This is a genomic window from Acinetobacter sp. BMW17, from assembly GCF_001592855.1.
Lineage (GTDB): Bacteria > Pseudomonadota > Gammaproteobacteria > Pseudomonadales > Moraxellaceae > Acinetobacter > Acinetobacter johnsonii.
The window spans coordinates 119,647-131,912 of sequence record NZ_LSOD01000047.1 but is presented as its reverse complement, the minus strand read 5'-3'; the positions used below and the strand labels follow the sequence as shown (position 1 = coordinate 131,912).

At 43.4% G+C, this 12,266-nt stretch carries 12 protein-coding genes; 5 read left to right on the top strand and 7 right to left on the bottom strand.

Annotation, left to right across the window (positions count from 1 at the left end):
- Positions 1–21 precede the first annotated feature (21 nt).
- The 3 genes from leuD to leuB all read left to right on the top strand — a co-directional run bounded on the left by leuD (position 22) and on the right by leuB (position 2,449).
- On the top strand, positions 22–672 hold the full coding sequence (leuD, locus tag AXW61_RS15390; RefSeq protein ID WP_062035047.1) for a 3-isopropylmalate dehydratase small subunit: 651 nt from the start codon (positions 22–24) through the stop codon (positions 670–672).
- Positions 673–771: 99 nt separating this feature from the next.
- Positions 772–1,332: a hypothetical protein gene (locus AXW61_RS15385; protein WP_062035045.1), complete on the top strand. Its 561-nt coding sequence runs from the start codon at positions 772–774 to the stop codon at positions 1,330–1,332.
- Between the two features lie 37 nt (positions 1,333–1,369).
- Positions 1,370–2,449, top strand: a complete 1,080-nt coding sequence (gene leuB, locus AXW61_RS15380; RefSeq protein WP_010325845.1) for a 3-isopropylmalate dehydrogenase — start codon at positions 1,370–1,372, stop codon at positions 2,447–2,449.
- A gap of 54 nt (positions 2,450–2,503) precedes the next feature.
- Here the strand turns inward: leuB and AXW61_RS15375 are convergent, their stop codons facing one another.
- Positions 2,504–2,860 (bottom strand): hypothetical protein, encoded by a 357-nt coding sequence (locus tag AXW61_RS15375; protein ID WP_228141074.1) that lies wholly within the window; start codon positions 2,858–2,860, stop codon positions 2,504–2,506.
- A gap of 725 nt (positions 2,861–3,585) precedes the next feature.
- Positions 3,586–3,807, bottom strand: coding sequence for a translation initiation factor IF-1 (gene infA / locus AXW61_RS15370; RefSeq protein WP_004692529.1), 222 nt, complete (start codon positions 3,805–3,807; stop codon positions 3,586–3,588).
- 230 nt (positions 3,808–4,037) lie between these two features.
- Here infA and AXW61_RS15365 point away from each other — a divergent pair, with 230 nt between their 5' ends.
- Positions 4,038–5,045 (top strand): AraC family transcriptional regulator, encoded by a 1,008-nt coding sequence (locus AXW61_RS15365; RefSeq protein ID WP_004692528.1) that lies wholly within the window; start codon positions 4,038–4,040, stop codon positions 5,043–5,045.
- Positions 5,046–5,133: 88 nt separating this feature from the next.
- Here the strand turns inward: AXW61_RS15365 and truA are convergent, their stop codons facing one another.
- From truA to asd, 5 genes are all read right to left on the bottom strand, one after another.
- Complete coding sequence (truA, locus tag AXW61_RS15360) at positions 5,134–5,931, bottom strand: tRNA pseudouridine(38-40) synthase TruA (protein ID WP_062035043.1); 798 nt, start codon at positions 5,929–5,931, stop codon at positions 5,134–5,136.
- A gap of 12 nt (positions 5,932–5,943) precedes the next feature.
- Positions 5,944–6,912, bottom strand: coding sequence for an asparaginase (locus AXW61_RS15355; protein ID WP_062035041.1), 969 nt, complete (start codon positions 6,910–6,912; stop codon positions 5,944–5,946).
- A 49-nt stretch (positions 6,913–6,961) separates the two neighbouring features.
- Positions 6,962–8,266 carry a hypothetical protein gene (locus tag AXW61_RS15350; RefSeq protein WP_062035039.1) on the bottom strand — a complete coding sequence of 435 codons (1,305 nt, stop codon included), beginning with the start codon at positions 8,264–8,266 and terminating at the stop codon, positions 6,962–6,964.
- Positions 8,267–8,331: 65 nt separating this feature from the next.
- On the bottom strand, positions 8,332–9,699 hold the full coding sequence (locus AXW61_RS15345; protein ID WP_062035037.1) for a hypothetical protein: 1,368 nt from the start codon (positions 9,697–9,699) through the stop codon (positions 8,332–8,334).
- Positions 9,700–9,840: 141 nt separating this feature from the next.
- Positions 9,841–10,959: an aspartate-semialdehyde dehydrogenase gene (gene asd, locus AXW61_RS15340; protein ID WP_004692521.1), complete on the bottom strand. Its 1,119-nt coding sequence runs from the start codon at positions 10,957–10,959 to the stop codon at positions 9,841–9,843.
- 185 nt (positions 10,960–11,144) lie between these two features.
- Between asd and AXW61_RS15335 the strand changes: the two genes are divergently transcribed.
- Positions 11,145–12,254, top strand: a complete 1,110-nt coding sequence (locus tag AXW61_RS15335; protein ID WP_062035035.1) for an endonuclease/exonuclease/phosphatase family protein — start codon at positions 11,145–11,147, stop codon at positions 12,252–12,254.
- The last annotated feature ends 12 nt before the right edge of the window (positions 12,255–12,266 follow it).

Sequence of the window (12,266 nt, the reverse complement as noted above, 5' to 3'; positions counted from 1 at the left end):
TTCGGGCTTGGGAGCATAGACATGAAAAAATATACCGTTGAACAGGGTATCGTTGCACCTTTAGACCGTGCCAATGTCGATACAGACTTGATCATTCCAAAACAGTTTTTGAAATCCATTAAACGCACGGGTTTTGGTGAAAACTTATTTGATGAGTTGCGTTATTTAGATGAAGGTTTTTTGGGGCAAGACAATTCTAAACGTCTTAAGAACCCTGATTTTGCATTGAATCAGCCACGTTACCAAGGTGCGAGCATCTTAATTTCTCGTGCGAACTTTGGTTGTGGTTCAAGCCGCGAACATGCGCCGTGGGCATTGGAAGAATATGGTTTCCGTACTGTGATTGCACCCAGCTATGCCGACATTTTCTTTAATAATAGTTTCAAAAATGGCATGTTACCTGTAATTTTGTCTGAAGAAATTGTTGATCAACTTTTCAAAGAATGTGCCGCAACAGAAGGTTATCAGCTAACGATTGATTTGGACGCGCAAGAAGTGCGTACACCATCGGGTGAAGCCTTCACATTTGAAGTCGATCCATTTCGTAAGCACTGTTTGTTAAATGGTTTGGATGATATCGGGTTAACTTTGCAGGTTGCAGATGACATCAAAGCCTATGAAGAAAAGACCAAAGCATCACGTCCGTGGGTGTTTGCTGAAATTCATGCTTAATTGAAAATTCGATGCATCTAGTGCTTGGGGCCATCTCTTGTTAATATCGAGCAAAAGAATTTTAAACGTTTTGCTACTGGTAAAGGTTGGGCTTGAACAATGGTGACGAGTTACAGTCGTATCGCTCTACTGGCGTTGGTGGGAACATTAACTGCCTGCCAAAGCATGAATACGACAAGCATAAAGCGGATTCAGGATACCCCAGCGAGTAAAAATAATGCGCAGCTTTACTGTACTGGTACAGTGAGCTGCGAATTTGAACGATGGAATCAGATCAAAATTGTGGATGCAGAAAATCATCGTGTAAGCCGTGAGGCCATTCGAGAGAAGGTCGTGCGTCTAAAACGAGATGATTTGAATGAAGCGAATGCCTTGTTTCTGTCAGTGCCAGCGGGGCAACATGAATTGGTAATTCGCTTCTATCCCGTTTCGGTCGATCGCGCTGAAACGCTGCATGTGATTCATCGTTTTAAGCCTGCGGAACGCTACACCTTTAGGATGTTCCGTGCGCGCAGTCGACATCAGGGAAGCTTGTTGAATATGTCTGCACCTGACCCTTTATGTGTCGATTTAAAGCAAAGCCAAAGAACAATTCGTCGTTTTTGCAAACCTTACAATGTCTTAAATGGCTTGGGCGAGTTTGTAGAACAAAAACTTTAATCGTGTGAGTCAGAACTCACCAACAATGGAATATTTCATGTCTAAACATATTTTGATTTTGGCTGGTGACGGCATTGGTCCTGAAATTGTAAAAGCCGCAGAACAGGTACTTACACGAGTCAATGATCAATTCAATTTAGGTTTAACGTGGGAACAGGGCCTACTCGGTGGGGCTGCCATTGATGCACACGGTTCGCCTTATCCAGATGTGACCGCAGCACAAGCCAAAAATGCAGATGCGATTTTACTCGGTGCGGTGGGTGGTCCGAAGTGGGACAACATTGAGCGTTCGATCCGACCAGAGCGTGGTTTGTTAAAAATTCGTAGTGAATTGAATTTATTCGCGAACTTACGTCCAGCCATTTTGTATCCGCAATTGGCAGATGCATCAAGCTTGAAGCCTGAAATTGTAGCAGGTCTTGATATTCTTATCGTTCGTGAATTAACTGGCGGGATTTATTTCGGTCAGCCACGGGGGATTCGTGAACTTGAGAATGGTGAAAAACAAGGTTTTAACACCGACGTTTATGCTGAGTCTGAAATTAAGCGTATTGCGAAAGTAGCTTTTGAAATGGCTGGTTTACGTGGCGGAAAAGTCTGTTCAGTTGATAAAGCCAACGTCCTTGAAGTGACGGAGCTTTGGAAACAAACCGTAACGGCGATGAAAGAAGCTGACTATCCAAACATTAACTTGTCGCATATGTATGTCGATAATGCTGCAATGCAATTGGTGCGAGCGCCTAAACAGTTTGACGTGATTGTGACAGGTAACTTATTTGGTGACATCTTGTCTGATGAAGCCGCGATGTTGACAGGTTCAATTGGGATGTTGCCATCAGCATCCTTAGATGAAAATGCGAAAGGGATGTATGAGCCATGTCATGGTTCGGCGCCCGATATCGCAGGACAAAATATTGCCAACCCATTAGCCACTATTCTTTCAGTAGCTATGATGTTGCGATATACCTTCCGTGAAGAAGCTGCTGCTCAAGCGATTGAAGATGCAGTAGGCAATGTCCTAGATCAAGGCTTGCGTACCGCTGATATCATGTCTGAAGGCATGAGCAAAGTGGGTACTGCGGAAATGGGGCAGGCAGTTGTGGCTGCGCTGAACTAAGCCAAAAGCAATTTGAAAACGCAGCCATCCGCTGCGTTTTTTTATGCCTAAAATTTAATAACTTTTGCAGGCTTTACCTCGATATTGAATTGATTGAGCAATATTATCTTTTAACAAGAAGTGGACTTGGCACTCTAACTGAACATCATAAAATGGCGTATGTGTGGGAATAGGAATCGCACCGACACTGCTGTCGCTACGCATAGTGGGCATAGGGGTTGGAATTTGAATCCGCCTGACAATGGTGTAACTCAGTTGGTTTGGTGTTTGAATCGGCGCACCTAAAGTTTCATAACCGAGTTGACGTAAGTCGAGTTCGCGCCGAATGCTCGATACATCTTGGCCGATATATTGTTCTAAATAGTCGGGGAGCGCAATTTTAGCGGGTGAAACGACGGTCTGGTGTTGCATTGGAGAGCTGCTGCAAGCTTGAAGCAGTAGAAAGCAGATGGAACTAAAAAAACTGACAATAAAGGGCTTCATGATCATCCCCTAAGCAGAGAAAGACCCTTTTAGTATTGTATATCTGAACGTTCGTTTGAGTATGTTTCGAGTAATTTGAGATAAACGGTATGTAGGCGACTCAACATAACGCAGCCGCTAACACGCTTTGCCGATGTACTGAATAGATTCCACAAGATCATCATGCAGTCTGAACTCAATTTTGCATTTCATTTCAATATTCAGGCTACCGCTGGAAGGTGTCGGAATGGGCGCACCCATACTGACACTGGTTCCAAGATTGGGGGTTACCATCGGAATAGGCATATTACGTAACAGAGTTTAGGTCAGTTTCTCTGGGGTATATACAGGAGCACCGAGCACTTTATAACCCATGCTATTGAGGTTGAGTTGATTTTGAACTTGATGTGACGATTGTCCGATATAGTGTTGTAAGGTTTGCTTGAGCCGAGTTTCGCTTGTTGTGGCACAAGCAACACATAGCATTGGGAACAGTAAGTAAAATAGCGAGCTTCGTTGAAGTCGTCTTCATTATTGTTTTGGCGTATTAGGTTGTTATCTCATTTAATTATAGTTTGATTTTTGCTTGGAATATAGTTGATTCATAACGTTTTAGTCTGAGCGCAGACATTAAAAAAGCCACTTAAAAAGTGGCTTTTTCGCTTCGCTAAAACTTAGCGCGCACGATAAGTGATACGACCCTTAGACAAATCATAAGGTGTCATTTCTACTTTAACACTGTCGCCAGTCAAAATACGAATATAGTGTTTACGCATTTTACCAGAGATGTGAGCAATCACTTCATGACCGTTTTCTAAACGTACACGAAACATAGTATTAGGAAGCGTCTCGGTGACAACGCCTTCGAACTCGATGAGTTCCTCTTTATTGGCCATAGCCTACCTGAATGAATAAATTGGAAAGGCGCAAATTATAGTCAATTTTTTTGCATAAAACAAGGCGGAATGGGCGGTTGCCTGATCATCTGTCAGTAAAATAAGCGAACAAGCGGAATAAATATTTTCAACAAAAAAACTGTATAAGTTGTTGTCAGTTCGGTCAATCGCAGTTAATCTAATTTTAATGTTTTATGTATAAATGAAGAACATACAAGGAAGGTTCTAGCGTGGGTCAGCTAACGGATGCATCGGTTGTATTGCGATTAGGCTACCAAGCGATTCGTCGTTCAGGGTTGCCAACAGAAGAAATTTTAACAAAGGCGGGTGTTGCATTAAATCAGATGGAAACCAATGAGCGTACGCCTTTGAGCGCACAATACGCTTTTTGGGTGGCGGCAGAAGAGGTGAGTCGCGATCCAGACATCGGTCTACATTTGGGTGAAAATCTGCCTTTATACCGTGGCCAAGTGATTGAGCATTTGTTTATTTCATCCGAAAACTTCGGTGAGGGCTTGAAGCGTGCTTTGGCTTATCAGCGATTGATCAGTGATGCCTTTCATGCCAAGTTGGTGGTTGAAGATGACCGGTGTTATTTGACCAATGGGGAACAACCTTGGGCTGAAAATTTGGTCAATCGACATTTTTCTGAATGTGCGATGTCCGGTATTTTACGGTTCTTTAAATTTATTACTGAAGGGCGCTTTGAACCGATCTATATTGATTTTAACTTCAGTAAAGGCGCGTTTGATGATGAGTATTTCCGCGTATATGAGTGCCCTGTCAGTCTAGGGCAAAAAGAAACCCGCTTATATTTTGACCCAAGTATTTTGGCTTATCCGTTGTGGCAGGCGGAACCTGAATTATTGCAACTGCATGAGCAGTTAGCGATTGAAAAACTTCAAGAATTAGCCCGTTATGATTTGGTGGGTGAAGTCCGTCGTGCGATAGGTTCAACCCTAGAAAGTGGTGAAACCACACTTGAAACAGTGGCTTCTCAGCTCAGTATTACCCCAAGGCGTTTACGCACACAGCTTAGTGAGGCGAATACCAGCTTCCAGCAAATTTTGTCTGATTATCGCTGTCGTTTGGCGAAAAAACTTTTGGCCAATACGGCTGAAAGTGTAGAGCGTATCGTGTATTTGACGGGCTTTTCTGAGCCAAGTACCTTCTATCGTGCATTTAAACGCTGGACCAATGAAACCCCAGTGGAATATCGCAAGCGTAAGCAGCGTTAAGAAATCCCTCCTAACCTCCCTTTATAAAAGGGAGGAATTTCTTCCCCTCCTTTGAAAAAGCCGGCTAGGGGGAGGATTCAAAAATAAATTATTCAGGCATATTGAGCCAGTGCGGCCCAAGCGGCTGCTTAGGTAGCTTAAACTGCGCTGGATAGTCGGCATGAATGAAATACAGCCCATCAGGAGGGGCTGTAATGCCTGCGGCTTTGCGGTCTTCTGCTGCGAAAATAGCCTCAATATGCTCGACTTCATACATACCTTGACCAATTTCCAGTAAGCAGCCCATGATATTGCGGACCATATGGTGCAAGAAGCCATCGGCCTGAATGTCGAGGACCAAATATGGGCCATGTTGAATTAAGCGACAATGGCTGACATGGCGCACAGGTTGATTGGATTGGCATGCGGCTGCACGGAAGCTTTCAAAGTTATGCGTGCCTTCGAACTTTTGCGCAGCTTGCATCATCTTCGTTATATCTAGCGCATAATAAGCATGTGTGACTTGTTTATGCATAAGAGCAGGGCGTTGCGGGTGGTTATAAACGACATAACGATAACGACGTGCCTGCGCTTTGAAGCGTGCATGAAAGTCTTGATCCATCGCTTTGATCCACTGGATCGAGATATCTTTTGGCAGTTGGCTGTTGCTGCCCATTAACCAACCGCGCTCTGAACGAAGTGCTGAGCTATCAAAATGCGCCACCATATTGGTAGCATGGACGCCAGCATCGGTACGACCTGCACCATGTAAGCTAATCGGTTCATTGGCAATTTTAGAGAGTACTTTTTCAATCGTCTCTTGTACGCTGATCACACCTGTTTGCTGGGTTTGCCAACCACGGTAGTGTGTTCCACAAAACTCAATGCCGATCGCAAAACGTTGCATATGTACCTCAAATTAACCCAAATCATGCCAATGGCTGAAGCGTGCTTCAGCGCTGGGGTATTGTAAATACATTTTAAGGGCTTTGGCATACAGATCTGCATGCCCGAGGCAATCACTAACAATTATTTTGGCTTGGGTTGTCCAAGCGGCAACTGCATAGCGCTGATCAGTACGGCCGAAAGGGACTTGGGTGCTTAAAATAACAACACAGCCTTGTGCGTAAAATTCATCGAAAAGTGCTATTAGCTCGGCATTCACAGCTAAATTACCCGTTCCAAAACCTTGCAAAATGAGGAAATGTGGCGGCGCAGAGAGCAAATTTCGCAAGTTTTGTACTTGCTGCACCAAGGCAACAGGTTGCATCATCAGGTTGAGGCAATTGAACTGGTGGGATTGTTCTACATCACCTGTTTGTACAATGTGTGTTTTTAAGCCGTGTGGAATCGGCTGTTCAGCCATGACGCCTGTAAAAGCATCCAGTTCTGTGGTATGTCGTTTTAACGCGGTTTGCGCATGTAATACCTGTTGATGAAAAGCCAGATACACTCCGACAGGATGTTTCATCACCGCATCTAAGGCAAAATTCAAATTACTAATCGCATCGCTAAATTCACGCGTATCCGTGCCTTGAACATTCAGCAATGGATATTGGCTACCTGTGAAAACCACACATGCGGAGTCTGCGATAAAGTGTGCGGCGACAGCACTGGCATAGCTTAAGGTATCTGTGCCATGAATCACGACAAAATGCTGGAATTGTTTCAGTTGTAATTGTTGAATCTGCTGAATCAGCAATAACCAGTCTTCAGCCGTGCAGGCGCTACTGTCTTTAATGACAGGTGCAATAAAACATTCAATGTCGAGATGAATCGGCAAAACATGTGTGAGCTTGGGAATAAAGTCTTCGGCAGGCATTGGTTGTAAGGGTTCGCCAATACAGCCAAAGGTTCCACCCATATAGATAAGCGCAATTTTTTTCATTATAAAAAAAGCAGTCGGTGATGACTGCTTTAGTTTAAAACGAAATGGCTTAGGATGCTATGCGGCTCAGTAACTGTTCTACTTGCTGACGTTGTTCCGTAGAGTAATTTGGTTCTTGTTCAACCAAAATTTCACGTGCAGCTTCGAAAGCGCCAAGTTGAATGTATTGCTCAGCCAATTCAAGGTTTAAGTGTATTTCATTGACTTCGTTCAGTTGAGGGAAAGACTGTACCAGAGGATCGCTTTGATCCACCGTATTGGCAGGTGCATTAGACTCTAGACTAAAACTGAGGCTTGGTGTAACAACTGCTGGTTTTTCTTCTATTATCGCTTCACTTGGGCTCACCGTATCGAAAGAAAAAGCAGGGATGTCTTTTGCCGCTTCAGCCGTAGATTCGCTTGAAAAATCAAATGTAAATTCAGGGCGCTCATCTACAGCAGGCGGCGAAATTTCTGCTTCTGGCGTTGTTGTCGGCGCTGTGTCGAGATTGAACGAAAAATCTAAAGGTTGGATTTCGGCTGCTGCAGTTTCTGCTGGTTGAGCAGGCGTGCTTTCTAAAGAGAGTGAACCGAAATCGAGCGGTTTAAGTTCTTCAGCAGGTTTGGCTGGTTCTGCTGTTGGTGTATTTAAACTAGAAATATCAAAATCTAAGCTTTGAACTTCGATACTCGGTTCAGGTTGAGCCGTTGTTGTGGTGGTAAATGCTGAGGTATCAAAATCAAGCAGTTTAATGTCTTGAACAGGTTCAACAACAGAAGCCTGCACAGGAGCGGGCGCAGGATTATTTGATGACATCAGGGCATCGAAGTCAGCAGTATTGGTTGCTTCTACAGGTTTTGGTGTAGATGGTGCAATTTCAGTCGGTTTAAACTCAATCGTGTCACGGCTATTTTGATGTAATTGATCGTAATCCGATTTTTTGGCTTCTGCTTGTGCCAAAATATCATCCAGTTCTAAAGAACGTAAATGATTCAGTAATTGGCTGATGGCAAACTCATCTTTTTGAAGCAAGTGAATATCGAGCAGCAGTAAATATAATTCGTGTTGTGAATTGTCTTTATTTAGGGCTTGGTTGATTTGTGCTTCAGCTGAGAAGAAATTGCGGTCGCGAATTTGGCCTTCAATTTTATTACGTAGATCTGTGGCGAGTGGTGTCGTGGCTTTTTTAGCAACAACATCTTCAACGACTTGAGTTTGTTGCGGGGATTTTTTAGACGAACTGGTTTTTTTGGCTTTGTTTTTTGCAGCAACCGCTTTTTGAGTTTTTGGTTCTGCTTCTTTACTCGCCTCACGCTTTTTTAAGACTATGGCAACAACCAATAGTAAGATAAATGGAATCACATAAATAAGCATGTTTTACCCCTTTTGAACTTGTCTTTGTGCAAGTTCATCCAAAATCAAATAATCAAAATAACACTTTAGTGTGTTGGCTTTTTCTCAGTTTGTTGTGCTTTCAATTGTTGTTGCAATTGTGCAAGACGAGCGTTTAGTAATTGAATTCTCTGATCTTTCTGATTAAGTGCCACTTCTAATTGTGTTACGTTTCTCTGTAATTTAACGGTTTTTTCACGGGATGTCATAACTTTTAATGACAACTCGTTTGATGTTTGATTCTTTTCTGTCGACTTCTTGGCAGAACCGTGGCTTGAATCTTGCTCTTTCTCCGCAACCAAACTCATCTCGGCTTGATTGAGGCGGTATTTCGCCTTGCCAGATTGCTGTGAGCTTTGTTTTGGAAGTGATGAAACGGAGACTTTTTGCTCTGATTTTGCCGTTTGTAGACCTGTTAAATTGAGGTTGGCACCACGACGTAAGCGGTTTACGTCACCTTGAATAAAGGCATGTTCGTTCTTGGCTTTAATTTGTTGCATGACTTCACCGACAGGACGGTTTTCTTCAGCAGCAATACGCGATGCAATACCCCATAGAGATTCATTTGACCGAACTACATGGGCACTTTGAGGTGCGGCTTGGCGTGCATTAGTTGCAGGGGCAGCAGGTGTTGTTTTTGCTGTCGACGGACTAGCTTGAGGGCTAGCCTGTGCAGAAATGGGTGCATCTGATTTTTGAACTGAATCAGCATACTTTTGCACCAACGGATCTGCCGATTTTTTTGCTTGTGTAATAGGTTCAACACGTGGAGCTGATGTTTGAGCAGCTGCTGCAATTTGCGTAGAGGTTACTGAAATAACTTGCGTTGGCGCTGTAATAGCGGTCGCACTCATGCTTGGTGGGGTATGGTTATTGAGTTTGAGTGGTGTCGTGTTTGTCGTCGGCGCAGCTGTTGTTTTTAAGCTATTGAATTGTGTGCTGACAGGTAAGTTCAGCGCAATATCTTTTTCGTTGACAATCACCACCGGTTTTAAAGCTTTTTCATTATTATTCGTACGGGCTTGAAGTACTGTCGAGCGTTTATTGGCTGTTTTAATATGTTGTAGCCGTGCCGCATTGCCTTCTTTGATTTTGACGACAATGTTCAGTTCCGCTTCAGTTAAAGGGCGTGAAGAAGTAATCGTAATCACACCGGTACTGGCGCTGATACGACGGGTAAAAAAGTTCAGATTACTGGGCGGCTGATGCATGACACCAAGAGACATCAAATCTTCTACACTGGCTAGACTGGCTTGAATCGGAGCATTCGGATCTGCATCGTGAAAGTTCAATTCTGCATACAACAGTTCCCCAGGTGCAGACTGAATTTGAATAGGATCAATAGTGATCGCATTCACATTTTGCGAAGCAATAATGGCTAAAATGGCTATCTTTAATTTGTTATTTACGGTCATCTTAATCTTTAGCTCGGTCACAGATCGCAAAGCGAAAATTATAGATTAGCGAGTTGTGTGTTATTTGTAAAACGTTAACATTGAGGTTACAAAAAAAAGCCGATCAAGTGTGATCGGCTTAATACTTTAGCGGGTAAATACTTAAGTATTTTTGTAGTCAATCAGGATGCGGAGCATACGACGTAAGGGTTCTGCAGCACCCCAAAGCAATTGATCACCGACAGTGAAAGCACCTAAGTACTCTTTGCCCATATTTAATTTGCGTAGACGACCAACAGGAACTGTTAATGTACCCGTTACAGCCACAGGTGTTAAGTCCGTCATAGACGCTTCACGGGTATTTGGAACCACTTTTGCCCATTGGTTTGCGCTACGTAACATATCTTCGATTTCATCAAGAGGCACGTCTTTCTTCAGCTTTAATGTTAAAGCTTGAGAGTGACAACGCATCGCACCAATACGCACACAATGACCGTCAATCGGAACGATTTGCTGGTTGCCCAAGATCTTGTTGGTTTCAACTTGACCTTTCCATTCTTCTTTCGACTGACCGCTGTCTAATTGTTTGTCGATATAAGGAATGAGTGAGCCTGCTAATGGCACGCCAAAGTTTGCTGAAGGGAAACCTTCGCCACGTTGTAATTCCGCAATTTTAGAGTCGATATCTAGAATTGGAGAGCGTGGGTCATCTAACAAATCTTTGGTGTTGTTGTACAAATAGCCCATACCAGAGATGAGTTCACGCATATTTTGCGCACCAGCACCCGATGCTGCTTGATAAGTCATCGAGGTTGCCCATTCCACTAAATTGTTTTGGAATAAACCGCCTAAGCCCATCAGCATCAGTGAAACTGTACAGTTACCGCCCACGAATGTTTTGGTACCGTTCACTAAACCATCTTTAATCACGTTCATGTTGACAGGGTCAAGTACGATGATGGCTTCATCTTCCATACGAAGTGTAGATGCCGCATCAATCCAATAGCCTGTCCAGTTTTCTGCTTTGAGCTTCGGGAAAACTTCTGAGGTATAGTCGCCGCCTTGGCAGGTAATAATGACATCCATTTGCTTCAGACTGTTAATGTCTGATGCATCCATAAGTGCTGGGGCAGTTTTACCGCCAAACGCAGGCGCTTCACCGCCTGCATTACTGGTAGAGAAATAAAATGGCTCAAAATGAGCAAAATCATTCTCTTCAACCATACGTTGCATTAGGACGGAACCAACCATCCCGCGCCAACCGACCAGACCTACTTTCATGTCACTTTGCCTCGGTGCGTTAAAAATTAAAAGGGGATTCGAGTGTATCAAAAGAGCGCTTAACTGCAAGCACTACACAATGAAAACAGCAATTATATTGTGCAATATATCTTGTTTATGTTACATGCAAAATTGATATTAATTTATGAATCTACAAAAAATTAAGAATATAAGAGTGGGTATCTATGATCTGGGTTGAGTTGCTGGCATGTGTTGTGATTTGGTTAAGCTTCTGGTCACTGATTCCACGAGATGAATGGTGGTTTCGAGGCGCAGATTTTCCACGCTTACAGATTTTGGCATTGGGATTGATTGCATTTATCTTGATGTTGATTTGGGATGCACCTTGGAATTGGGGGCGTGAAGTCATTTTGCTGGGGTTAATTGCGGCAGTGTCGTACCAACTCAAAATGGTGTTGCCTTATACCTTTGTATGGAAAAAGCAGGTGAAAACGGTTGCTAAAACAGAGTTACAGCCAGAACGTCAGATTTCTTTAATTGTGTCGAATGTACTAACGCCCAATACTCAATATTACTTATTGCTGCAACAGATTCACCAGCATCAACCGGACTTGATTTTGACTTTAGAGTCGGATGCACATTGGGAACAAGCCTTGAGTGAACTGGAAGATGACTATCCCTATCGGGTTGCAGTGCCTTTGGATAATCTGTATGGCATGCACTTGTATAGTCGTTTAGCGCTTAAAGATATTGACGTTAAGTTTATTTTGAGCGATGAAATTCCTTCGATTCATGCCACAGTCATCTTAAGGTCAGGACAACCAGTGCAACTGTACTGCTTACACCCGAAACCGCCAAGTCCGACCGAAGCCAAAGACTCTACTTTACGTGATGCTGAATTATTGATAGTCGGGGATCAGATTAAAGACTTGGATGAGAGCTGCATTGTGATGGGGGATTTGAATGACGTGGCATGGTCGCGCACGACACGACTTTTTCAACGGATCAGTGGGCTGCTAGACCCGCGAGTCGGACGGCATTTTGTCAATACTTTTCATGCTGACTATCCTTTGTTGCGCTGGTCACTGGATCATGTTTTTCACAGTACGGATTTTGCCTTAGTGCAGATGCAACGTTTAGCACATATTGGTTCAGATCATTTCCCTGTATATGTGGTGCTTCAAACCGGTCGGGTATTTGAGCAAGTACAAGAAGAACTGGAACAAACCGAAGCCGATGAGCAAGAAGCGCAGGAGGCGATTGAAGATGGAATTGAGAAAGCGGAACGAGAAGGTAAGCAGGTGACAGATAAAATTGCCAAAGATTACCAGTAAATATAGGGGCGC

Bases quoted from the DNA above. Each gene is read 5' to 3' on its own strand.
- infA (WP_004692529.1), bottom strand. From the start codon at position 3,807: ATGGCCAATAAAGAGGAACTCATCGAGTTCGAAGGCGTTGTCACCGAG.
- AXW61_RS15385 (WP_062035045.1), top strand. From the start codon at position 772: ATGGTGACGAGTTACAGTCGTATCGCTCTACTGGCGTTGGTGGGAACA.
- leuD (WP_062035047.1), top strand. From the start codon at position 22: ATGAAAAAATATACCGTTGAACAGGGTATCGTTGCACCTTTAGACCGT.
- AXW61_RS15355 (WP_062035041.1), bottom strand. From the start codon at position 6,912: ATGAAAAAAATTGCGCTTATCTATATGGGTGGAACCTTTGGCTGTATT.
- leuB (WP_010325845.1), top strand. From the start codon at position 1,370: ATGTCTAAACATATTTTGATTTTGGCTGGTGACGGCATTGGTCCTGAA.
- truA (WP_062035043.1), bottom strand. From the start codon at position 5,931: ATGCAACGTTTTGCGATCGGCATTGAGTTTTGTGGAACACACTACCGT.
- asd (WP_004692521.1), bottom strand. From the start codon at position 10,959: ATGAAAGTAGGTCTGGTCGGTTGGCGCGGGATGGTTGGTTCCGTCCTA.
- AXW61_RS15350 (WP_062035039.1), bottom strand. From the start codon at position 8,266: ATGCTTATTTATGTGATTCCATTTATCTTACTATTGGTTGTTGCCATA.
- AXW61_RS15345 (WP_062035037.1), bottom strand. From the start codon at position 9,699: ATGACCGTAAATAACAAATTAAAGATAGCCATTTTAGCCATTATTGCT.
- AXW61_RS15375 (WP_228141074.1), bottom strand. From the start codon at position 2,860: ATGCAACACCAGACCGTCGTTTCACCCGCTAAAATTGCGCTCCCCGAC.
- AXW61_RS15335 (WP_062035035.1), top strand. From the start codon at position 11,145: ATGATCTGGGTTGAGTTGCTGGCATGTGTTGTGATTTGGTTAAGCTTC.